We start from the raw sequence: 22,055 nt of genomic DNA, 5'->3' as shown, positions 1-22,055 counted from the left end.
TGGCAGCCGCAGCGGGGCTGGACTGGGCTAGCGACCCGCCCATAGCAATCGATCCGCCCAGCGCAATCGATCCGCCCAGCGCAACCGCGCCGGCTCCAGTAAGTAGTCCACGGCGGGAGACCGATGGTGATTGTTCCATGGGATTCACTTTCGTTCCGGCAAGAGGCTACGGGTCTCTTCAAAGACCCCGGCCATGGTCCATGCATCGAATGAGAGGAGCCGCACGGAGCCTTCGGTGGCGGCCAGGGTCATGCGCTCACCGCCCAGGGTCGGATAGACGCGGGCTGTGAGCGGCTTACCGTTGGCGAAAATTTCGACGGCGGACCGGTCCACCAGGACGCGCAGTCGAACGCGACCGTCGGTCATCGGTAGGGCGCCGGACTTGTCCTCCACATCGACGCCAGGGTCAAGGCTGCTGCGGGTGCGGTCCAGGCGGAGGATGCCAGCGAGGGTTACGTCGGCGGTCCGGCTCAGCACGATCGCTGTCTCCTCAGCCCCATCCTGGGAGCTAAGCACTCCGAGTCGGAGCTCGGCACCGGGAGCGAGCTGCACGTCCAGTTCCAGGTCAAGCTGCTTGCCTGACACGCCGGTATCCATGGGCGTTCCGGCGCCTACGAGTACCTGGGCTGGAACGCTAACGTGATTTCTGCGCAGCTTTTCTATTTCGGGAACAGGTGCGAACTCCAGGGTTCCGTCTTTCGCCAATGTTGTGACACGCGGCAGGCTCATGACGCCGGACCAGCCGGCTTCCACCATCGCCGCATCACTTCGGCCTTCTTGCATCCAGCCGAACATCACACGCCGCCCGGACTCGTCCAGGAATGACTGCGGTGCGTAGAAAAAGCGGCCTCCATAGTCCAACCGGTGGAGCCCCTCGGGCTCGAATGCATCCTCGGAGTAGCGGCCGGTCCAGTACAACGGGTGGCGGGTTTCGCCGTCGTCCCATGCGGAGAAGACCAGCACGTCCGGCGAGTCGTCACCGGGTGCAGACCCCAGCGATCCATGTCCTGCCCGAAACAGGTCAACGCATTCCCACATGGTTCCGGTCCAGTCGGTGTCCGCGGGATCCCCCTGCGAAGCATCACCGATGAACAATGGTCCAATGTAGTTCCAGGAGCGAAGATCAGCAGACTCGTACAAGAAAGCCGTGCCACCGCGGTGGCGGATCCCTGACCCCACCAACTGCCGCCACACGGTTCCTTCGCGCCATACACAATGGTCGCGGTAAGCGGTGGTCTCGACTCCAACCGGAGGTGCGGCAATCACCGGATTTCCGGGGTCCTTGGTCCAACTCAGCAAGTCATCGGAACCTACTGCGACACAGGGCAGTTCCCTGCCCTCAAACCGGCCCGAATACACCAAGGTGGGCGTACCGCCGTCGTTCACCAACACCCCCGACCAGCAGCCGTCGGCGTCAGGTCCCGCGGACGGTTCCAAGGCAACGGGCTGGTCTGTCCAGGTGACGAGATCGGTGCTGGTGGCGTGGCCCCACTGGATGCGGTGGTGGAAAGCACCCTCCGGGTTGTACTGGTAGAACAGGTGGTAGGTTCCGTTCCAATGACTCACGCCGTTGGGATCGTTGAGCCAACCGGCCGGTGATACGAAGTGGAATCGCGGGCGGAGGGGGTCGGCTTCGGCGCGGGCCACCAACTCATCCTGCGGAACGGTGGCAAGCGGGTGGGTCAGTTCAGTCATGCGGAAGCCTCTTCTTGAGCGATCGACGCCGGGTGGCTGGGTTGGAGTGGTTCACTCGCCAGGGCATGGCCACCGGCAGCAGCCCACGGCCGATACAGGTGGCATCGCACCCAGTGACGGTTTGCAGGGTCCCCCACCTGATGGCGGACGGATTCTTCGGCCGAACAGGCCTGGTTCGGATCGCCGTCGAATGCGCAGTGCGTCGAGGCCATGACCGCCGTCCGCAATTCGGCCCTGCGGACGGGATCGTAGGAGCCTGCCCTGGCCGGATCCGGGACGGCCGAGACCAGGAGTTGTGTGTAGGGGTGAGCGGGGTTGGCCAACAAGTCCAGGGATTCGCCTTCCTCCACCACCTCACCGGCGAACATGACCGCCGTCCGGTCCGCCAGGTATCGGGCGGACGCGAGGTCGTGCGTTATGTACAGCATGGAGATGCCTTGCTCGTCGCGGAGCTTGCGCATGAGGTTCAGTACGCCGATCCGGACGGAAACGTCCAGCATGGAGGTAGGCTCGTCGGCCAGGATGACCTGCGGTTCAACGGCCAGGGCCCGGGCGATCGCAACGCGTTGGCGTTGACCGCCGGAGAGCTCGTGCGGATAAGAGTTCAACATGTCGGCGTCCAGGCCAACGGTGGTCATGAGTTCTTCGAGCCTCCGCTGGGACTGCTCCTCGGAACCGCCGCCCTTGCCGTGGATGGCCAAGGAACGCCGCAGGAAATGCTCGATCCTGTGGGCCGGGTTCAAGGAGCCGAAGGGGTCCTGGAACACCATCTGCAGCTGGGATCGAAACGCCCGTGACGCTTGGAAGCGGTCGCGTTTGAGGACGTGGACGCCGTCAATGAGGATCACACCGGAGCTCGGCTTCTCGAGCCTGGCGACGCAGCGGGCCAAGGTGCTTTTGCCGGAACCGGACTCTCCCACGAGGGCTACGATTTCGCCCCGGCCAATGGTCAGGTCGACGCCGTGCAGTGCACGGACCGAATCGCGGGAGAACAGCCCGCCGACAGGGAACGACTTACCCAGGCCGCGAATCTCCAGGGCAGGTGTACCGGTTTTGGACACAGCCGAGGGGGTCATCAGGGAGTGGCTCATCGTACAGCTCCTTCCAGGTTTGCTGAATCAATCACCGAAGCGTCGGCACCAAACGGAGCCACAAAATGGCCCGGCACCACCTCGGTGAGGTCCGGGATGTTCCGGAACTTCACGCCGTCGGGCAGGCCTGTCAGCGGAACGCGGGGACCGGTGAGCGGTGGAAACGCGCCCATGAGCGCCTGAGTGTAGGGGTGGCGGGGGTTGGCGTACACCTCCTGGGCCTTGGCGGTCTCCACGATGCGGCCGCCGTACATCACGGCCATGCGGTGTGAAAGCTCCACCATGAGGGACATGTCGTGCGTGATGAAGAGGACGGCGAAGCCGAGTTCGCGCTGGAGGTCCTTGATTTGCGCCATGATTTCCTGCTGCACCACCACGTCCAGTGCGGTGGTGGGTTCGTCCAGGATCAAGAGTGACGGCTTGAGCGCCACGGCCATGGCAATGACGGCACGTTGACGCATGCCTCCCGAGAGCTCGTGCGGATGGGACTTGAGCCGGGCAGGATCGATCCTCACAAGTTCCAGCAGCTCACCAGCACGCCGGAGTGATTCCTTGCGGGAGTAGCCGGCGTGCGTGGTGAAGATGTCCACGATCTGTTCGCCAATGGTCAGCACCGGATTGAGGGAGTTCATGGCCGATTGGAACACCATGGCCACGTCCTGCCAGCGGAAGCGGCGCAGTTCTTCCGGGCTCATGGCGAGGACGTCCTTGCCGCCGAAGGAAATGCTGCCACCGGCGATCTTGGCGGGATCCTTCAGGAGCCTCATGATCGAGTTGGCAATGGTGGACTTGCCACAGCCGGACTCCCCCGCGAGGCCGAACACCTCACCGGTGCCGATGCTGAAGGAAACACGATCGACGGCGGTGGTTGAGCGGGTGTCGCCGATGTACTTGACGGTGAGGTCCTTGACGTCCAGGACGGGTTGGCGGGAGCCGAAGGAAACTTGGGAGATGGTCATTTGGCGGCGCTCGTTTCGGCTTTCGTGGGTGTTGTTTTGGGCGTCTTGATCTTTCGCAGCCGCGGATTGGTGACCTCGTCCACGGCGTAGTTGATCAGGGCAAGGGCGAACGCGACCAGCGCAATGCAGACGCCTGAGGGTACGAACACCCACCAACTGCCGGTGAGCAGTGCTCCTTCGTTGCCGGCCCAGAAGAGGTTGTTGCCCCAGGAGACCGTGCTGACATCGCCCAGGCCAAGGAATTCCAGGCCCGCTTGGGCGCCGATGCCATAGATCACGCAGGCCAGCAAGGTGCCCATGACGATCGAGGCCATGTTGGGCAGGATCTCGCGGAACATGATGCGGCCTGCCCGTTCGCCGGACACTACGGCCGCGGCCACAAAGTCTTTGGAGCGGATGGATAGTGCTTGTGAGCGCAGGACGCGGGCTGACCCGGCCCACCCGGTGACCACAAGAACCAGGATCACTGTGCCCAGGCCCGGTGGAAGGAAGGCGGCCAGGATGACCAGCAATGGCAGGCCAGGCAGAAGCAGGAAAACATTGGTGACCAAGGACAGTGCTTCGTCAATGAATTTTCCAAAGTACGCGGAGGCAAGGCCCACGAGGATGCCGATGAAGGTGGACGCCAAGCCCACGGTCAGCCCCACGAACAGTGAGCTGCGGGAACCGTGGACGGTCAGCGCCAGCACATCCTGTCCTTTGGCGGTGGTACCCAACCAGTGCTCGGTTGAAGGCTCCAGGGAGGCCATCGCCGTGATCCTCGAAGGATCGCCCGGAAACAGCACCGGTGCCAGCAAGGCCAGTGCAATGAAGACGACCATTACGGCCATACCTGTCAGCGCTTTCTTGTTGCTGATTAAGCCGTGGATAAAGCTGCGGTTGGGCTTGCGGACAGCCGGTGTTGGAGTTGGCTGCTTCAGAAGTGCGGTTGTCATGATCGGTCCTCTAGTTGCTGCGCACGCGCGGGTCGAGGCGGACGTACAGGATGTCCACCAGGAAGTTGGCCAGCAGAACAGCAGCGGTGATGGTCAGGAACAGGCCCTGCATGAGCGGATAGTCAAGGCCTTGGACGGCGTTGAGGAGTTGGTAACCGACGCCGGGGTAGGCGAACACCACCTCCGTGAGCAGCGCACCGCCCACCACGAATCCGAGGCCCATGCCGAAGCTCGTTACCGACGGGAGCATGGCATTGCGTGCCGCGTAGCGGAGCATGATGCGGCCGGGGCGGAGTCCCTTTGCTTCGGCCATGGTGATGTAGTCCTCGGAATTCGTGGCGATCATGGTGTTTCGCATGCCCAGCATCCAACCTCCGATGGAAACCAGCACGATCGTCAGCGCCGGCAGCACGAGGTGGGCACCGACGTCGCCGATGAACTCCCACGTGAACGCCGGCTCCAAACCGTCGGTGAACGCATGCCGGATCGGGAACCAACCCAGCACCACACCGAACAGATACAGCGCACCCATGGCAAGCCAGAAGTAGGGGAATGAACCAATGAACACCAGCACCGGCGGGAGCGCGGAGTCGATCGCGCCGCCACGGCGCCAAGCGGCGAGGATGCCCAGCAGGTTACCCACGACGGCGGCCACCACCAGTGCGGTTCCGCCCAGCAGGAGTGTCCAGCCGATTTGGGTCGAGATGACTTCGGTGACGGGGGTGGGGAAACGGGAGATGGAAACACCCATTTGCCCGGTGAAGATATTGTGCATGTAGTCGATGTATTGCTCCCAAATGGGCCGATCGTCAACACCCAGCAGCTTGCGCAGGGCCTCGATTTGTTCGGGCTGCATTCGGTCCTGGGAGCGGGCAAACATCCGGGACACGGGGTCACCGGGCATGAATCGCGGGAGCAGGAAATTCAGGGTGATGGATGCCCAGAAGGCGATCAGGTAGAAACCCAGGCGGCGCAGGATGAAGCGCACGGTTTCCCTCCATTCGGGAATTGCGGAAAGTTTGGGGGCACGCCCGGCGGGAGTATCCTTCGACGACGCGAGGGCGCCGCCGGGCGTGCAGTGTGAGGGCTGGCCGCCGGTTGCGGCCGGCTACGCTACTTGCGCGGTTCCAACGTGGTCAGAACAAGCACCGTGGTAGGTGACCGGACCGACAGCGTGGCGTAAGGGTTGGCCTCGGTGGGCCAACCGGTAAAGCGGGTGTCATTGAAGGCACCCCATTCAGGGCCGGAGAACAGCGGCACCAGCGGTGCGACGTCGTTGTATTCTTCCTGCAGCTTGTTGGCGATGTCCTTTTGCTTGGACTCGTCGGCCTCCGCAGCGAAGTCGGCCAGCAGGGCATCCGCCTTCGTGTCGCCGAAGCGGTGGTAGTTATCAAACGTCTTGGTGCCCACGGGCTTCACCGTGGCGGTGCCCATGGAGGTGTTGAAGTACTTGTACGGGCTGGGGTCGTTGGCGCTCCAGACGATGCCGGAGTCGAAGTCACCCGTCTCGTAGCCTGCAACAACAGCAGCCCAGTCCGGGGATTCCACCTTGGCGGTTACGCCCACCTCGGCCAGGTTCTGCGCGATCACGTTGGCAACGGACAGCCAATCAGAGGAAGTGGCGCCCACGGAGATCTTGAACTCGAAGGGCTTGCCATCCTTGAGTGTGCGCTTCCCGTCGGCGCCCTTGGGGTATCCCGCCTTGTCCAAAAGCTCGTTGGCGGTCTGCACGTCACGGTTGGTCCATGTGCAGTTGTCCTTGACCGCGGCGTTCTTCCAGGTCTCGTAGTTGCCGGAGAGCCCGGTGCAGTCCGCAGGCTTGGCGTAACCGCTCATGCCGATCTTGGTGACTTGCTCGCGGTCCACGGCCATGCTCAGTGCTTTACGGACATCAACCTCATTGAACGGCGCCTTGGTGGTGTTGAGCTGCCAGTTGATCATGGCACCCGTAGCCGGGAACCAGTATTGACGGTGTTCCTTATCCTTGGAAACGAAGGTCTTTTCGATGTTCGGGATGTACTGCGGAGCCCAGTCAACGTCGCCATTCGCGGCGGCGAGGTTGGCGCCGTCGTTTCCTGCAAAAGCGAGCATCTTGATGCCGGCGATTTTCTGCTTGTCCGGCTGCCAGTAGTGGGGGTTCTTGGTCAGTACGAAGGACTGGGCCTGGAAGCTGTCCACCTCGGTGTAGGGTCCAGTACCCACCGGTTTGGCGTTTGCGTCCTTTTCCGGGTCCGGCAAAGCGGACCAGATGTGCTTGGGCAGGATGGTGATCTGGCCGACGTCGTAAAGGGCCGGTGACCACGGCTTGTTGAAGTTGAACGTGACCTTGTTGCCCTGGGCGGTGACGGTGTCCAGGTACTCGAAGCCGCCCTTGATCTTCTTTTGAAGTTCGAACGTGTAGGCAACATCGTCAGCCACGAACGGCTGCCCGTCGGACCATTTCACACCATCCCGAAGAGTGAAGGTGACCGACTTGCCATCCTCGGCTGCCTTCCATTCGGTGGCGAGCCATGGCACCGTGCCTCCCTTGGCCGGGTTGAAGATCAGGAGGGATTCGTAGATGGACTGCTGAACCATCGGGTTTACCGTGGGGGCGAACGGGTTGAAGTTCTGCACGAACGTGCCCATGTCCTCACGCGGGATGGTGAGGAACGCGCTGGCGTTCGCTCCGGCGTCGGACGTGCTTGTCTTGGTGACATTGGCCGTGCAGCCGGTGAGCAGCATCGCGCCCACTGCAAGGCTTGCCGCCGTCATCCGGGCAGCCCGGAAGTATCGGGGTTGTGTCATGATGGTTATCTCTTTCCTATCTTCATCAGCAAGGTGAAGGGGTGGGTAAGGGTTGCTCTTCGACGTTGATTTCGCGGTCAGACCGAAGAGCGTTCTAGCAGCGGACAGTCGACCAATTGCTGGTCGGCAAGGATCGGCTGTCCTGCTGTAAGAGCGGCGAGCGTTTGGACACCCAGGGCGCCCATTTTTTCGAATGGCAACGCAACCGTGGTTAATTTTGGCCGCAAATAGGCCGCAATGAGTTCCTGGTTGTCGAAGCCGATCACGGCGATGTCTCCGGGGATGGTCAGGCCCCGTTCCTTAATGGCGTCGTAAGCGCCCATCGCCATGCGGTCATTGAGGCAGAAAAGTGCCGTTGGCCCGTCCTGTCGTGGATAGCGGTCCAGGATCCGGCATGCGGCTTCATAGCCGCCGTCGGCCGTTGCATAACCGGACACCACCAGTTCGGGGTCCAGCTCCAGTCCGGCGACGGCAAGTGCTTCGCGTGCACCTTCCAACCGCCCTACTGCCGCAGGAATAACCGGGTCGAGGTTGATGACTCCAATCCGGGTGTGGCCGGCTTGGAGCAGCCGCTCGACAGCGATCCTGCCTCCCCCACGCTCGTCAGGGACGATCGAGGGAAGCTTACCGTCTGCATCGAAGCAGTTGATCAACACGGTGGGTACTTCATTGGCGCTCGCCGGGACGTGGACGCCCCGGTGAAAAGTAGCTGCGTAGAGAAGTCCTTCCACTCGTTGTTCCAGCAGCTTTTCAGTTGCAGCATCTTCCAGGCCCTGGTTGGGTCCTACAGCATCGGCCTGGTCGGAGGGCGCGATGAGCAGGAATCGGCGGTCAAGCCAGGCTTGGTCCTGGGCACCTTTGATGATGTCGACGGCGAACGGTGCAGTGACGATCTCTGTCACGATCCCGTACCAATCGCTTCGCTGGGATGCCAGCGCACGTGCACCGGCATTGGGGCGGTAACCCAATTCCTGCACGGCCTCATTGATCCGAGTGCGGGTTTCCTCGGAAATGCTGGCATTTTCGCGATTGCTCAGCACAAACGAGACTGCAGTCCGGGAAACGCCGGCATGTTTGGCGACGTCCTTCATGGTGACTCCCCGCTGCCGTACGGGTACGGTCTCGCCGGGGGTGGTTTTCGCCATTGAATGCTCCGGGTGCTCTTGATTGATCAGAGTGTGGTGCCAGACCCTCTTTGTCCGGCAGCTCGGCAGGGAACGCTGTTGGTAACGCGCGTTATCTACTGGGCATGTGACTTAGGTTACCCGCGTTACTTAGCATGTGTCAACAAGCTGGGAACGGCACGTGAAGAAGACCTGGAAGAGACGGAACGGGCCCTGCCGGCTACGTTTCGCGGGGTTCGTCGGCAGAGGCTTCCTTTGATTCTCGGTCCGGGGCGTCGTGAACCTTTTTCGGGATCTTGCCTTCAACGTCAGCAGGTACAGGCGGGTCCTTCTCTTCATCAGTAGACATGAGCCAAGCATAGGTGCGCATGCTGACGAACTTGGCAAAGCTGAGCCATTCAGCAATTCCGGTCAGTGGGTTCAATCAGCTCGCGTGTTCCGCGGAAGCGAGGGGCTTCGGTCCTCCAGCCTGCCTGAGGGCCTGAAACGGGTGGGGCGTAGTGTGGACGTTGGACGAAAGGAGCATTTCATGAAGAAAATCCTCATGGTACTGACCAGCGTGTCCGAGCTCGGCGATACGGGCGAGAAGACCGGCTACAACGTGGCCGAAGCTGCACATCCCTGGAAAGTTTTTAAAGATTCAGGTCATTTCGTCGATTTTGCCTCCATCAAGGGCGGCCAGCCTCCCAGCGACGAAGTAGATACCGACGATCCCATCCAGGTCGCCTTCACGACGGATGAGACCACGCGCGCCGGGCTCTACAACACCGCTCGGGTCGACGTCATAGATCCCGGGCAATACGATGCCGTCTACCTCGTTGGAGGGCACGGCACCATGTGGGACTTCCCGGACAGCGAAGGATTACAGCGACTGGTAGCCAGCGTCTACGACGCCGGCGGCTTGGTGGGCGCAGTCTGCCACGGTCCGGCTGGACTGCTGAACGTGGAATTGGAGAACGGGTTCCGTCTGGTGCAGGGTCGGGACGTCGCCGCATTCACCAACGAGGAGGAAGTGGCCGCCGGCAAGGACAAGGTCATCCCGTTCTTCCTTGCAGACCGCTTGGAGGAGCAGGGAGCGCGTCACGTCACTGCAGGCGTCTTTGAAGAGAAAGTGGCGGTGGACGACCGACTGGTCACCGGCCAAAATCCTGCCTCGGCTGCAGGCGTAGCGAAGGAAATGGAAAAGCTCTTCGCCCAAGTCATTCACCAGGAAAAGGCCGAGGAACAGCACGAGGCGGAGGCGCTGCGCGCTGAGAAGGACGCCGAAAAGACCGCCAAGAAGCACGCCGCAGAAGCCGAGCACTAGGCTTCCGGCACCGATAAGGAACGGCCCCCACTCGTAGGGGCCGTTCCTTTTCCGCGCGTCACGTACATCTACGGTTTTGTCGGTCATCGTATACTCCGAACATGCCAATTACGCGCCTCGACCCACGAGTTCACCTACAGCTGCCCACCCTTGAGCAGGACGGGGTGGCTCTGTGAGCGGCGGTCTCGTTGCGCTGCTGGACGACGTCGCAGCCTTGGCCCGCATAGCGGCCGCCTCCGTGGACGACATTGCCGCGGGAGCTGCCAAGGCCGGGGCCAAAGCTGCCGGTGTGGTCATCGACGACGCCGCTGTCACTCCGCAGTACGTGTCCGGGGCGGACCCGTCACGGGAACTGCCTATGATCAAGCGGATCTTCTGGGGCTCTCTGCGAAACAAGCTACTGATCATCCTCCCGGCGCTGCTGCTTGTCAGCGCCTTCATCCCGGGAGTAATTCCATTCATCCTCATGCTGGGCGGCACCTACCTCTGCTATGAGGGCGCCGAAAAGGTCTGGCACAAGCTCCGCGGCCATTCCGCCACCGAGAAGGCGCCGGCGGTCCAACGCGGTCCTGAAGCGGAAGCCAAGGTCACCAAGGGTGCCATCACCACTGACTTCATCCTGTCCTGCGAGATCATGGTCATCGCCATGAACGAGGTAGCGGATGAGTCCCTATGGGTCCGGGCGCTCATCCTGGTGGTCGTAGCGTTCGTCATCACGGTTGTCGTGTATGGCGCCGTCGGACTCATCGTCAAGATGGACGATATCGGCTTGCACCTGACCACCAAGGCCTCCTCGGGCTCCCAGCGCTTTGGCCGGCTGCTCGTGAAGGGGATGCCAGCCGTGCTGGCGGCGATCACGCTTATCGGGACCATCGCCATGCTGTGGGTTGGCGGTCACATCATGTTGCAGGGAGCGTACGATCTCGGCTGGCACGCCCCTTATGACCTGGTTCATGTACTCGAGACGCCCTTCGCCGGGATCCCGGTGGCGGGCGGCTTCCTTGCGTGGCTGGTGAACACGTTGTGCTCAGCGATTCTCGGAGCCGTCTGGGGTCTGGTCATCATGGTCATCCTGCACCCGCTGCTCAAGGTGCTGCCGTTTGGGAAGAAGCATGAGGGCCACGAAGAGGGCGATGTCCGCGCCGCAATCGCGGGTTACCGGCCAGCAAAATCCAAGCCAACCCGCTAAGCCACATCTCAAGAAATGAATATGGAACTTCTGGACACCCACACTGTTGTGATCTCTGCCGTCTTTTTGGTGCACATGACAGGGGTGATGATCGTAGCGGCCTCAGCGGCGGGCCTGGTCATCTCACTCTTTACGGTCGTCCTCGCAGTGCACACCATCCGGTCAACATGGTCACTGGCGCAGTACTGGCGTAGCCGAGGGCTATTCAGTACAAGCGTCATCAGGGTTGTTCGTTCATGGAAGTCAAGCGCCCTGTTGGCTGGACGCCCACTGGCGACTGCGGCACTACGGGGAATCAGCCGACTTTCGTCGTCCAAGCCTCGGTAGAAGCAGGGCCCGACGTTCCGGCGAGCTATGTTGGCCAGCTCACATGAGCCTTTGATATATTAGTTACGTATTAGATGTCTACTGATGTATCAGACTCAACGAGGAGTAAATAGCATGCAGCATCTCGCGCAACGACTCGAACGGCTCGGCACCGAAACCGCCTTTAGCGTCGCCCAAGCTGCGGCCTCATGGAAGGCCAAGGGGAATCTGGTTTACCCCTTCCACCTCGGCGATATCAACATCCCCACCGCCCCGCATATCGTCGAGGCAATGAGCAAGGCCATCGCTGACGGCCACACAGGCTACTGCCCCGGGCCCGGCATCCCACAGCTGCGCGAAGCCCTCGCCGAGGATATAGGCTCACGTCGCGGCATCAGCCTGTCCCCCGACAACGTCGTGGTCATGACCGGAGGCAAGCCCGTCATCACCAAGTTCCTGCAGGCAGTCATGAACCCCGGACAGGAAGTGCTCTACCCGAACCCTGGATTCCCGATCTACGAGTCACAGATCGAATACCTCGGAGGCACCGCGGTGCCCTACCGCTACCTCCCCACCAGCCAAGGCTTCTCCATTGACCTCGACCAGGTGCGCGCGTCCATAACACCGAACACGGCCGCAATCATCTACAACGACCTGCAGAATCCCATCTCAGCCGAGTCGACTGCCGCCGAACGTGAAGCCATCGCCCAAATCGCGCAGGAGCACGACCTCTGGGTGCTCTCCGACGAGGCCTATTTCGAGACCCGCTACGAGGGTGTCTCCAGCTCGATCGCGTCCCTTCCAGGCATGGCAGAGCGCACCGTCATCCTCTACACCTTCAGCAAGAAGTTCGCCATGACCGGCTCACGCCTCGGCTGCGCCGTTGCGCCACTCGAGATCGCCAAAGTACTCAGCACCCTCAACACCAACGACGAATCCTGCACCACCCACTACGTACAGTGGGCCGGAATCGAAGCACTCCGCGGCACCCAGGAACCGGTCCAACAGATGCTCGACATTCTGCGTGAACGCCGGGATGCTGCATGCGAGCTCGTGAACGCCATCCCCGGCATGCACGTCGCTGTGCCACAATCCACGTTCTATCTGTTCCCCGATGTCACCGCCGCCATGGAAAAGATGGGCTACACGGCAGTCGGAGACTTCGCCAGCGACGCACTCTACAAAACCGGCGTCTCCTTCTGCACTCGTGAGCACTTCGGGCGCCGCCAACCTGGCGAGGAGCGGCAGTACATCCGGCTCGCCTACTCAGGCATCGACGTCGCGGACATCCGCGACGGCCTTGGCCGCCTGCGCGACTGGATCGCGACGGCATGAGCCGGGTTGTCGTCACGGGACGCATTCCCGATGCTGCCATTGAAAAGCTCCGCGCCGAACACGACGTCGATGCCTGGGATGGTCCCGAGACCATTTCCCGCGAAGAACTCCTGCGCCGCGTAGCCGGTGCCGATGCGATCGTGTCCCTGCTCACCGAGCGCGTCGATGCCGAGCTGCTCGACGCCGCCGGACCGCAGCTCAAAGTCGTGGCGAACGTCGCCGTCGGCTATGACAACATCGACGTGCCCGCCTGCACTGAACGGGGCGTCGTGGCCACCAACACGCCCGGCGTGCTCACCGAGGCCACAGCCGACATCGCGTTCGGCCTCATCCTCATGGCAACCCGACGACTCGGCGAGGGTGAACGGCTCATCCGCTCCGGCCAGGCTTGGAAGTGGGGCATGTTCTTCCTGCTCGGGTCCAGCCTGCAGGGCAAGACTCTCGGCGTCGTGGGCATGGGCGGCATCGGGCGAGCAACCGCGCGCAGGGCCAAAGCCTTCGGCATGGACATCGTCTACCAATCCCGCAGCGAGATCGACCCTCAGATCGCCGCCGAACTGGACGCACGACGTGTCGATCTCGACGAGCTGCTGACCTTGTCCGACGTCGTGTCATTGCACTGCCCCTATGGGCCCGCCACTCATCACCTGATCGGGGCCGGGCAACTCGCGGCCATGAAGAATTCGGCGTTCCTCGTCAACACCGCCCGCGGACCGATCGTTGACGAAGACGCACTGGCATCCGCGCTTCGAGAGGGTGCAATCGCCGGAGCCGGGCTCGACGTCTACGAGCAGGAACCCCGTGTCCATCCCGGGCTACTGGAGCTGGACAATGTTGCGCTTCTTCCGCACCTCGGCTCGGCCACGGTGGAGACACGCACCGCCATGGCCATGCTCGCAGCCGACAACACACTTGCAGTGTTGAGCGGAGAACAACCACCCGCCCCGATCGTTTAGCGCGTTCGGAGAAACCTCTACCCGAACCGGCGTCACCGTGGCAGCGAACTGCCCCCGCGGTGACGCCGGCTAGTACCACGCCCTTGAAAATTTGGGTGTCGCCACGGATCCCGTCAGGCCAACCAGCGCCACCAGCGTGACGGCTCCGGTTCCGGCGTCGGTTCCGGCTCGGGTTCCTCACCCAGGGCCAGAGCGGCCCCGACGATGTCGTCCGCGGTGAGCTTCATGAGGGCCTCGCGATCAAGTGCGTCGAGACTTTGTTCACCGTCGAGCGAGAGCCGCAGCGCCTGGCGGTTGAGCGCCTGTTCGAACAGCGTACGGGCGAACCGTGCGTTGCCGGAGTCCTCGCCTGCATGGAGCCCGGCGAGGATGCGGCGCAGCATCTGGTCCGCATCAGGCTCCAGCGTGTACTCATGTTGGGCCAGCATCTGATGGAAAATCGTCTGGAGTGCGTCGACGGAGTAGTCGGGGAACGTGATCTCCCGGGCGAACCGGGAACGCAGCCCGGGGTTGGATAGCAAGAAGGACTCCATCAGCCGCGGGTATCCTGCCACGATCACCACCAGCCGGTGGCGGTGGTCCTCCATCCGCTTGAGCAGGACCTCGATCGCCTCGGGGCCGAAATCCATGCGGCCGTCTTCCGGGGCCAACGCGTAGGCCTCATCGATGAACAGGACACCATCAAGCGCCCGCCGGATCACCCGGTCCGTCTTGATGGCGGTCGCACCGACGTACTGCCCCACCAGGCCGGAACGGTCCACCTCCACAAGGTGTCCTTTCTGCAGCAAACCCACCGCGCGGTACATCTCGGCCAGGAGCCGTGCCACGGTCGTCTTGCCAGTGCCCGGGTTTCCGAGGAACACCAGATGCTGTGATGTGGCCACCTCCGGAAGGCCGTGCGTCTTACGGCGGGCCTGGACCTGAAGAAGTGCGACGAGGGCGCGCACTTGTTCCTTCACGGTCTCCAGTCCCACCAGGGCATCGAGTTCGGCCTGCACCTCGGACAGCGGCCGGGCAGGGCCGGGCCTGGCACCGATGAGATCGCCCACCAGGTCGTCGACGCGCTCCGAACCGGGCAGCTTGAGCTGATTGGCCAGATGACCGATGGTTTCGCGCAGGTCATCGAGCGGATTGCGGCTGGCAGCCATACATCCACTGTAGTCCTCGTTGTCCTGCACCATGAGCGAACGGTGGTTAGGCTGGGTGGATGGCGACAGTTATTCTCGTGCGGCACGGCCGCACCACAGCCAATGCCACCGGGCTGCTGGCCGGGCGGGCACTTGGCGTCAGTCTGGACCAAACCGGGCGCGACCAAGCTGCTCTTACCGGAGACCGGCTCGCGGCTGTGCCCGTAGTCGCTGTGGTGTCGAGCCCTCTCGAGCGGTGTCGGCAGACCGCCAGCATTATCCTCGATCGCCAGGCCGGCACGCCGTTCGCGCCGGTCGATCCCGACCTGAACGAGTGCGATTACGGTCAGTGGCAGGGGCGCAAGCTCAGTGAACTTGCGACCGAGGATTTGTGGCCTGTGGTCCAATCGCAACCGTCCGCCGTCGTCTTTCCTGGCGGTGAATCCATGGCCGCGATGCAGGCTCGGTCGGTGGCAGCGATTCGACGCCACGATGCAGCCTTCGAAGCCGAGTTCGGGCCAGGCGCCGTGTGGGTAGCCGTCAGTCACGGCGACGTCATCAAGTCAATCCTTGCCGACGCGCTCGGTATGCACCTCGACCTGTTCCAGCGTCTCAACGTGAGCCCGGCCTCCGCATCAATCGTCAACTACAGCGCTAGTAGGCCGAGCGTCTACGCGACCAATACCGAAGCGGGTGACCTCGAGTGGCTGTCAAACGGTATCCGTTCCGGCGACGCGCCCGTGGGAGGCGGTGCGGGGCAGAAGACGGCGTGAACCACGTGTGCCTAAGATAATGACATGCCCACACGCGTTCACGAATTTGCCTGGCCTGATCGGGTAGTCATCGGCACCATTGGCCTTCCAGGAGAGCGCACGTTCTACCTGCAGGTCCGCGCAGGGGCACAGATCGTGAGTGTTGCCCTCGAAAAGCAGCAATCGGCTCTGCTCGCGGAGAAGATCGACGAAATGCTCGATCAGCTCATCACCGTCGACGGCAATCCCTTCAGCGTTCCCACGAGTACTCCCATTGAACTCGTCGACAACGACCCCATCGAGGCCCCTCAGGAGCAGTTCCGCACCGGCGCCATGAGTCTGGGTTGGGACCCAACTACGGCCCAGGTTGTCCTCGAGGCTTATCCCCTCGCCGATGTAGATACTGATGACAACGACGACCCCCTCGAAGAAGGCGCCGACGAACTGGACATGATGCTGCTGGTGCGAATGCCGGTGGGCACCGCACGGGCTTTCGCCAAGCGCACCCGTGAGATCGTGGGTGCCGGGCGTCCCACCTGCTCGCTGTGCGGTTACCCCATTGATGCCGACGGACACACCTGCACCTTTCCCGAGGCCTGATGCCTGCGCCTGACTTATTGACTGCCGAGCTAACGCTGACCGGCCGCATCACAACCGCCTCAAACGCTACATTTCTGGGCAGCATCGGCGACGTACCTGTCGTCTACAAGCCGATAGCAGGCGAAAGCCCGCTGTGGGATTTTCCCGACGGCACTCTCGCCCACCGTGAAGTGGCCGCCTATCTGGTCTCGCAAGTCTTGGGCTGGGACATCGTGCCACGCACATGGTTGCGCGACGGGCCCTTGGGCGACGGAATGGTCCAACTCTGGCGGGAGCACGACCCCGTCCAAGCCGCCGTGGACCTGGTCCCGACGGAGAACCTGCCGGAGACAGGCTGGAAGCAAGTCCTCGAGGGACACGATGAGAATGGACAGAGGGTGGCCCTCGTTCACGAAGACTCACCAGCCCTCAGGCGCATGGCGGTGTTCGACCTGGTGGTTAACAACGCTGATCGCAAGGGCAACCACATCCTAGCCATGACCGACGGACACCGGCATGGCGTTGACCATGGGCTCACCTTCCACACTGACCACAAGCTGCGCACGGTGCTATGGGGATGGCTCGGAGACGCCCTGACCGCCGAGGAATGCGACGGAATCGACCGTGTCAGCGAAGGATTGCACCACGGACTTGGCCGAGAACTGGCGGACTTGCTGAGCGCCGAAGAAATCGCATCGCTCGGCACGCGCTGCGCCCGGTTGCGCTTGGCAGGGCGATTCCCGGCTCCGAGTGGTGAGATGTCGGCGGTGCCTTGGCCGCTGTTCTAAGAGATTGGCTGGTCAAACATCAATAATGTCTTGAGCGCAGCAGCCCCTTTTGAGGTTTACCACTCCACAGGGGCTGCCAAATGGCCGGCTCGAACGGATCTCAACTTCCAGGTCAGCGCCTACGAACCGGACAGGCACGTAAGCATCAGCACAGAGAGTGAAGGCATATCGCGAGGCGGAATGAGGGCAGCCGCGACGCAGTCAGCCACACGCACCTAGCCGATATCTCCCGTCTCGTTCAGGTGCTGTTCAGTAGGGTGGAGAAGACCCCAGAGTGAGGACCACTTCCATGCACACCACTGCCGGCAAGACCACCGTGGATCGGCACTACGACCTGATCATCATCGGCACCGGCTCCGGGAACTCCATTCCTGGTCCCGAGTTCGAAGACCAGTCGATCGCGATCATCGAGGAAGGGTCCTTCGGTGGCACCTGCCTGAACGCTGGCTGCATCCCGTCGAAAATGTACGTCTACACCGCCGACACCGCTCTGGAGACCGTCGAGTCCGGTCGGCTAGGCCTCCACGCCGAGGTCAACTCCGTAGACTGGCCGGGCATTGTCAGCCGTATCTTCGAGGACCGCATCGACCCCGACTCCGCCGCCGGTGAAGAATACCGTCGCGGCCCACGGACTCCGAACATCGACGTCTACGACCAGCACGCGGTCTTCGTCGGAGAACGCACCTTACGCACCGGCCAAGGAAGCCAGCAGAGAACCATCTCCGGTGACCGGATCGTCATCGCCGCAGGCTCCAGGCCTGCCGTACCCGACGTCATCTCCGCCTCCGGCGTGCGGTACCACACCAACGAGGACATCATGCGGCTCCCGCAGCTGCCTAAATCCTTGGTCATCATCGGCGGCGGCTACATCGCCATGGAGTTCGCACACGTCTTCGACGCCCTTGGCACGGACGTCACCATCATCGCCCGTTCCACGCTCCTGCGGCACCTCGACGAGGACCTGCTTGACCCGTACAACAACCTGGCCGCCAAACGTTTCGATATCCGGTCCGGACGGACCACCACCAGCGCTGAGCAGACAGACCGGGGCATCACCGTCACGCTCGACGACGGTTCCTCCGCCACCGGGGAGGTACTGCTGGTGGCCACCGGGCGCATCCCTAACGGGGACCTATTGGACCTGCCCTCCGGCGGGATCGAGACGATAGGCGCCGGACGTATCAAGGTTGACGAGTACGGCCGGTCAACCTCAGCTGCAGGTGTCTGGGCCCTCGGTGACGTATCCTCGCCGTATATGCTCAAACACGTCGCCAACGCCGAGATGCGCGCCGTGCGCCACAACCTGCTCAACCCGGACAACATGCAGAAAATGCCACACGACCACGTCCCCGCAGCCATTTTCACCCATCCCCAGATCGCCACCGTCGGTATGACAGAATCCCAAGCCCGCGAACGCGGGCATAACGTGACCACCAAGGTCCAGAGCTACGGGGACGTCGCCTACGGCTGGGCCATGGAAGACACCACCAGCATCTGCAAACTCATTGCCGACCAAGACACCGGCAAACTCCTCGGCGCCCACTACATGGGCCCCCAAGCATCAACCTTGGTCCAACAAATGATCACCGTCCTGGCCTTCGACCTCGACGTCCGCCAGTTCGCCGCCAAGCAATACTGGATCCACCCCGCCCTGCCCGAGGTCACCGAAAACGCCCTGCTGGGACTCACCTTCAAATAATCGAACCACCCCTGGAAAGGTGGCGGAAAGTGTGCGTCCGCACCGACTATGACGCCCGGGCGTATTCCGCCCCCATGCCTTCCTGTGATCGTTAGGGGCAACAAAGGTGCGCAGTAGCGACGGCGATATACATATGTCTATCTAGGGGTTACAAGCTAACTACTTGTATATGCGTCTTTCCCGAGAGCGCTGCCTACTGTGGATCCAGATGCTTCATACATCGATCCCGTCGGCAGAAAAGAGAACGCATTGTCTGAAATCAACGAACTCCAGGTGGTCCCGCACTGGATCGGTGGCGCCGAGTCACCGTCGTCCGGCGACCGCACCGCCCCGGTCTTCGACCCCGCCCTCGGCAGGGAGACCAAGCTGGTCAACCTTGGCAACACCGAGGACACCGAGTCAGCCATCGCCTCGGCCCACAAGGCGTTCCCTGCCTGGCGTGACCTGTCCATCACCAAGCGCCAGCAAATCATCTTCCGCTTTAGGGAACTCCTCAACGAGCGCAAGGGCGAACTCGCCCAGATCATCACTTCCGAGCACGGCAAGGTGGTCTCCGATGCCCTCGGCGAAATCACCCGCGGTCAGGAAGTCGTGGAGCTGGCTACCGGCTTCCCGCACCTCATCAAGGGTGAGCATTCAGAGAATGTCTCCTCCGGCGTCGACGTTTACTCCACCAAGTCGCCGCTGGGCGTGGTGGGCATTATCAGCCCGTTCAACTTCCCGGCCATGGTTCCGCTGTGGTTCCTGCCGATCGCCATCGCCGCCGGCAACACCGTGGTGTTGAAGCCGAGCGAAAAGGACCCGACGGCGGCCAACTGGCTCGCTGCCCTGTTCACCGAGGCGGGACTCCCGGATGGCGTCTTCAACGTTCTCCACGGCGACAAGGAAGCCGTCGATGGTCTTCTGGAACACCCCGACGTGAAGGCGATTTCCTTCGTCGGCTCCACCCCGATCGCCCAGTACATCTACGAGACCGCTGCCCGCAATGGCAAGCGCGTCCAGGCCTTGGGCGGCGCAAAGAACCACATGCTGGTCCTGCCCGACGCCGACCTCGAGCTGACCGCCGACGCGGCCATCAACGCCGGCTTCGGATCCGCCGGCGAACGCTGCATGGCCATCAGCGTGGTGGTCGCTGTCGAGCCGGTTGCCGACGCACTGATCGAGAAGATCACCGCACGCATGTCTACGCTGCGGACCGGCGACGGACGCCGCAACTGCGACATGGGCCCGCTGGTCACCCGCCAGCACCGCGACAAAGTGGCCGCCTACATCGACGTCGCCATCGAGGACGGCGCCAAGGTTGTGGTGGACGGCCGCGGCGTCACCGTCGATGGCGACGAGAACGGCTTCTGGCTCGGCCCGACCTTGATCGACGAGGTCCCCGTCACCTCCCGCGTCTACACCGAGGAGATCTTCGGTCCCGTTCTGGCGGTGGTCCGCGTCAAGAGCTACGAAGAGGGCCTGCACCTGATCAACTCCGGCGCTTTCGGCAACGGCACTGCGATTTTCACCAACGACGGCGGCGCCGCCCGCCGCTTCCAGACCGAGGTCGAGGTGGGCATGGTGGGCATCAACGTGCCGATTCCTGTGCCGGTGGCCTACTACTCTTTCGGCGGTTTCAAGGACTCCATCTTCGGCAGCTCCAAGGCCTACGGCCTGCAAGGCTTCCAGTTCTTTACCCGTGAAAAGGCCATCACCTCACGCTGGCTCGACCCCAGCCACGGCGGCATCAACCTGGGTTTCCCCCAGAACTAACGGGAGGTGAGAGAGCGTCAGTGTTTTAGGGCCGGGATGTGAGAGAGCGTCTGTCCTGCCAGACGCTCTCTCACCTTCCGCCCGTTTGGGGCTAACGCTTTTCCAGAAACTCGACGGCGGCGAACAGTTCCAGCCGGTCGCGCAGGCTGTCGAGGTTGAGTCCCAGGACGGTGCCCGCAGCGTCGATCCTGTTCCGGAGCGTGTGCCTATGGACGCCCAGTTGGTGCGCCGTCTTGTCCCAGACGCAGTTGTTTTCCAACCAAGCAATCACGGTTGGAAGCAACTGTGTCTGTTCTGTTTCATCGTGCTTGGCAAGGGGGTCGATGAGTCGTTGCGCCACGGAACCGGCATCATCCCGACGCAGCAATCCCAGCATGCCGCCTTCCGAAATCTGGTCAAAGACCACCAAAGGGCGCGACAACTCAAGCGCCCGTTGAAGGGATCGCTCCCCCTCTCTCAAGCCCTGGGCCAGACTTGCGAAAGTCGTCTTACCGGAGGCCCCGGCAGTAGCCCCGTACTTTTCCAGCAGGCCGGCGACCTTGTCCTGCAGGGCCGATCCCGCCAGGACAACCACGTTCTGGTCCCGTTGTGCATAGAAGACCGCCCCGCGGTGATCGTCCGACAACAGTTCAAGGGCTTCCAGAAGGTTCTGCCCTTGTCCTGGCTGATGCGCAACCGTCACCACCAAGGGCTCTGCCGGCAGCCTTCCCCAGACCTGACGTGCGGTCCGTTCTGCAACGTCGAGGCTGCCCGCCAACAACTGCTCGAAAACGCCGGCTCGCAGGTGTCGGCGGGCCGTGTCCAAGGTGCGGGTCTGCTCCAGGGCAAGGCTGGCCAACGCGATCACGCTGTTGATGATGTCCGTGCGAGCAGGGTCCAAGGGTTCAATTGCACCGAGGACAAGAACACCCCGCAGGTAGTGGCGGCGCCCCAAAGTCTGCAAGGTGACCTGTTCGCCGTCGACCATCAACTGCAATACCGAGCGTGATCCTTGATCCAGCGCCTTGGTGACTGCCTCCGTCACGCCCGGCATCAACGCCGACGGAACCGGACGATTATTAGGCATCAGGATGTGGTTCCCGGCAGCGTCGAACAACGCCACCCAGCCATGGAGCTGGCGCTCCAGTTCGGCCAGAATCGATCGCAGCCCGTCAGGTCTGAGGGCGGCCCGCGCGATGGCGCGCTGTGCCTGGAGGGACCACTCGGAGCGGGCGTGTTGTTCCCTGGCGAGCCAGTCGGCCACGAAGCGGATGATCGCAATGAAGGGAGTCCGGTCAGGGACCTCCAGCAACGGCAACCCCTGCTTTCGGCACGCGTCCTCCAAGCCCCGCGGCAGGACGCCATGAATCACCTGGGTGGCGAAACCCAAACCGCTGATCCCATGGTTGACGAGTCGCTGCACGTACTCGCTGTACTGGGAATCAGTGGAGTGGCTGACGGGAAACTGAGTTCCGTCCGTCAGCAGCAATTGCCCGGGATCCAGGAAAGGCGTGGGGTCATCCAAATCAGAGCTGTGCACCCAGGAGACGGATGCTTCCAGGGCGGGATCAGCCGCGTCCGGCACCACACAGCGCAGGTTGAGCGAGCTTTTGTGAATGATCGCGTTAATGGTGGGCGGCACGCTCAGGGCCTCTCTGGAAAAAGGTAGTTCAACTGTCCCCTAACTATACAA

The 22,055-nt window shown here is 62.4% G+C and carries 19 protein-coding genes; 9 read left to right on the top strand and 10 right to left on the bottom strand.

Annotated elements, in window-relative coordinates:
• Positions 1-144: 144 nt before the first annotated feature.
• From ARUE_RS10460 to ARUE_RS24685, 8 genes are all read right to left on the bottom strand, one after another.
• Entirely contained in the window at positions 145-1,695 is a 1,551-nt protein-coding gene (locus ARUE_RS10460; RefSeq protein WP_014921753.1) for a glycoside hydrolase family 32 protein, read from the bottom strand.
• Positions 1,692-2,786: an ATP-binding cassette domain-containing protein gene (locus tag ARUE_RS10455; protein ID WP_011774646.1), complete on the bottom strand. Its 1,095-nt coding sequence runs from the start codon at positions 2,784-2,786 to the stop codon at positions 1,692-1,694. Before ARUE_RS10455 ends, ARUE_RS10460 begins: the two co-directional genes overlap by 4 nt.
• Positions 2,783-3,745 carry an ABC transporter ATP-binding protein gene (locus ARUE_RS10450; protein WP_014921752.1) on the bottom strand — a complete coding sequence of 321 codons (963 nt, stop codon included), beginning with the start codon at positions 3,743-3,745 and terminating at the stop codon, positions 2,783-2,785. The genes ARUE_RS10455 and ARUE_RS10450 overlap by 4 nt, the downstream gene beginning before the upstream one ends.
• Positions 3,742-4,680 carry an ABC transporter permease gene (locus ARUE_RS10445; RefSeq protein ID WP_014921751.1) on the bottom strand — a complete coding sequence of 313 codons (939 nt, stop codon included), beginning with the start codon at positions 4,678-4,680 and terminating at the stop codon, positions 3,742-3,744. The genes ARUE_RS10450 and ARUE_RS10445 overlap by 4 nt, the downstream gene beginning before the upstream one ends.
• A gap of 10 nt (positions 4,681-4,690) precedes the next feature.
• A complete protein-coding gene (locus tag ARUE_RS10440) occupies positions 4,691-5,668 on the bottom strand; it encodes an ABC transporter permease (protein ID WP_014921750.1) in 978 nt (325 codons plus the stop codon).
• Positions 5,669-5,793: 125 nt separating this feature from the next.
• The gene (locus ARUE_RS10435) at positions 5,794-7,467 is read right to left on the bottom strand and encodes an ABC transporter substrate-binding protein (protein WP_014921749.1); all 1,674 of its coding nucleotides are present in this window, start codon (positions 7,465-7,467) and stop codon (positions 5,794-5,796) included.
• A gap of 77 nt (positions 7,468-7,544) precedes the next feature.
• Positions 7,545-8,612, bottom strand: a complete 1,068-nt coding sequence (locus ARUE_RS10430; RefSeq protein ID WP_014921748.1) for a LacI family DNA-binding transcriptional regulator — start codon at positions 8,610-8,612, stop codon at positions 7,545-7,547.
• 199 nt (positions 8,613-8,811) lie between these two features.
• Entirely contained in the window at positions 8,812-8,940 is a 129-nt protein-coding gene (locus ARUE_RS24685; RefSeq protein ID WP_286140368.1) for a hypothetical protein, read from the bottom strand.
• A 180-nt stretch (positions 8,941-9,120) separates the two neighbouring features.
• Between ARUE_RS24685 and ARUE_RS10425 the strand changes: the two genes are divergently transcribed.
• The 4 genes from ARUE_RS10425 (at position 9,121) to ARUE_RS10405 (ending at position 13,683) form a co-directional block, all read left to right on the top strand.
• Positions 9,121-9,897 carry a type 1 glutamine amidotransferase domain-containing protein gene (locus tag ARUE_RS10425; RefSeq protein ID WP_187329937.1) on the top strand — a complete coding sequence of 259 codons (777 nt, stop codon included), beginning with the start codon at positions 9,121-9,123 and terminating at the stop codon, positions 9,895-9,897.
• 172 nt (positions 9,898-10,069) lie between these two features.
• A complete protein-coding gene (locus ARUE_RS10420) occupies positions 10,070-11,086 on the top strand; it encodes a DUF808 domain-containing protein (protein WP_011774639.1) in 1,017 nt (338 codons plus the stop codon).
• Between the two features lie 441 nt (positions 11,087-11,527).
• Positions 11,528-12,727, top strand: coding sequence for a pyridoxal phosphate-dependent aminotransferase (locus tag ARUE_RS10410; protein WP_014921745.1), 1,200 nt, complete (start codon positions 11,528-11,530; stop codon positions 12,725-12,727).
• Positions 12,724-13,683: a 2-hydroxyacid dehydrogenase gene (locus ARUE_RS10405; RefSeq protein WP_014921744.1), complete on the top strand. Its 960-nt coding sequence runs from the start codon at positions 12,724-12,726 to the stop codon at positions 13,681-13,683. The genes ARUE_RS10410 and ARUE_RS10405 overlap by 4 nt, the downstream gene beginning before the upstream one ends.
• A 113-nt stretch (positions 13,684-13,796) precedes the next feature.
• Here the strand turns inward: ARUE_RS10405 and ARUE_RS10400 are convergent, their stop codons facing one another.
• Complete coding sequence (locus ARUE_RS10400; protein WP_043470188.1) at positions 13,797-14,831, bottom strand: AAA family ATPase; 1,035 nt, start codon at positions 14,829-14,831, stop codon at positions 13,797-13,799.
• A gap of 59 nt (positions 14,832-14,890) precedes the next feature.
• On the opposite strand from ARUE_RS10400, the gene ARUE_RS10395 reads away from it, so the two are divergent.
• From ARUE_RS10395 to ARUE_RS10375, 5 genes are all read left to right on the top strand, one after another.
• A complete protein-coding gene (locus ARUE_RS10395) occupies positions 14,891-15,583 on the top strand; it encodes a histidine phosphatase family protein (protein WP_043470185.1) in 693 nt (230 codons plus the stop codon).
• Between the two features lie 24 nt (positions 15,584-15,607).
• Positions 15,608-16,162: a DUF3090 domain-containing protein gene (locus tag ARUE_RS10390; RefSeq protein WP_014921742.1), complete on the top strand. Its 555-nt coding sequence runs from the start codon at positions 15,608-15,610 to the stop codon at positions 16,160-16,162.
• Positions 16,162-16,929, top strand: a complete 768-nt coding sequence (locus ARUE_RS10385) for an SCO1664 family protein (RefSeq protein WP_043470182.1) — start codon at positions 16,162-16,164, stop codon at positions 16,927-16,929. The genes ARUE_RS10390 and ARUE_RS10385 overlap by 1 nt, the downstream gene beginning before the upstream one ends.
• 289 nt (positions 16,930-17,218) lie before the next feature.
• Complete coding sequence (mtr, locus tag ARUE_RS10380; protein ID WP_014921740.1) at positions 17,219-18,628, top strand: mycothione reductase; 1,410 nt, start codon at positions 17,219-17,221, stop codon at positions 18,626-18,628.
• 249 nt (positions 18,629-18,877) lie between these two features.
• Positions 18,878-20,383, top strand: a complete 1,506-nt coding sequence (locus ARUE_RS10375) for a CoA-acylating methylmalonate-semialdehyde dehydrogenase (protein ID WP_043470180.1) — start codon at positions 18,878-18,880, stop codon at positions 20,381-20,383.
• A gap of 91 nt (positions 20,384-20,474) precedes the next feature.
• Here ARUE_RS10375 and ARUE_RS10370 read toward each other — a convergent pair whose 3' ends face one another.
• The gene (locus tag ARUE_RS10370) at positions 20,475-22,004 is read right to left on the bottom strand and encodes a PucR family transcriptional regulator (RefSeq protein WP_014921738.1); all 1,530 of its coding nucleotides are present in this window, start codon (positions 22,002-22,004) and stop codon (positions 20,475-20,477) included.
• Between the last annotated feature and the right edge of the window lie 51 nt (positions 22,005-22,055).

Source organism: Arthrobacter sp. Rue61a (assembly GCF_000294695.2).
GTDB lineage: Bacteria > Actinomycetota > Actinomycetes > Actinomycetales > Micrococcaceae > Arthrobacter > Arthrobacter aurescens_A.
The sequence above is the reverse complement of the archived record's forward strand: the minus strand, read 5'-3'. Positions and strand labels throughout refer to the sequence as shown.

What these genes read in the sequence shown, in the direction of transcription:
- ARUE_RS10460 (WP_014921753.1), bottom strand. Translation starts at nt 1,695, where the DNA reads ATGACTGAACTGACCCACCCGCTTGCCACCGTTCCGCAGGATGAGTTG.
- ARUE_RS10455 (WP_011774646.1), bottom strand. Translation starts at nt 2,786, where the DNA reads ATGAGCCACTCCCTGATGACCCCCTCGGCTGTGTCCAAAACCGGTACA.
- ARUE_RS10450 (WP_014921752.1), bottom strand. Translation starts at nt 3,745, where the DNA reads ATGACCATCTCCCAAGTTTCCTTCGGCTCCCGCCAACCCGTCCTGGAC.
- ARUE_RS10445 (WP_014921751.1), bottom strand. Translation starts at nt 4,680, where the DNA reads ATGACAACCGCACTTCTGAAGCAGCCAACTCCAACACCGGCTGTCCGC.
- ARUE_RS10435 (WP_014921749.1), bottom strand. Translation starts at nt 7,467, where the DNA reads ATGACACAACCCCGATACTTCCGGGCTGCCCGGATGACGGCGGCAAGC.
- ARUE_RS10430 (WP_014921748.1), bottom strand. Translation starts at nt 8,612, where the DNA reads ATGGCGAAAACCACCCCCGGCGAGACCGTACCCGTACGGCAGCGGGGA.
- ARUE_RS24685 (WP_286140368.1), bottom strand. Translation starts at nt 8,940, where the DNA reads ATGTCTACTGATGAAGAGAAGGACCCGCCTGTACCTGCTGACGTTGAA.
- ARUE_RS10425 (WP_187329937.1), top strand. Translation starts at nt 9,121, where the DNA reads ATGAAGAAAATCCTCATGGTACTGACCAGCGTGTCCGAGCTCGGCGAT.
- ARUE_RS10410 (WP_014921745.1), top strand. Translation starts at nt 11,528, where the DNA reads ATGCAGCATCTCGCGCAACGACTCGAACGGCTCGGCACCGAAACCGCC.
- ARUE_RS10405 (WP_014921744.1), top strand. Translation starts at nt 12,724, where the DNA reads ATGAGCCGGGTTGTCGTCACGGGACGCATTCCCGATGCTGCCATTGAA.
- ARUE_RS10400 (WP_043470188.1), bottom strand. Translation starts at nt 14,831, where the DNA reads ATGGCTGCCAGCCGCAATCCGCTCGATGACCTGCGCGAAACCATCGGT.
- ARUE_RS10395 (WP_043470185.1), top strand. Translation starts at nt 14,891, where the DNA reads ATGGCGACAGTTATTCTCGTGCGGCACGGCCGCACCACAGCCAATGCC.
- ARUE_RS10390 (WP_014921742.1), top strand. Translation starts at nt 15,608, where the DNA reads ATGCCCACACGCGTTCACGAATTTGCCTGGCCTGATCGGGTAGTCATC.
- ARUE_RS10385 (WP_043470182.1), top strand. Translation starts at nt 16,162, where the DNA reads ATGCCTGCGCCTGACTTATTGACTGCCGAGCTAACGCTGACCGGCCGC.
- mtr (WP_014921740.1), top strand. Translation starts at nt 17,219, where the DNA reads ATGCACACCACTGCCGGCAAGACCACCGTGGATCGGCACTACGACCTG.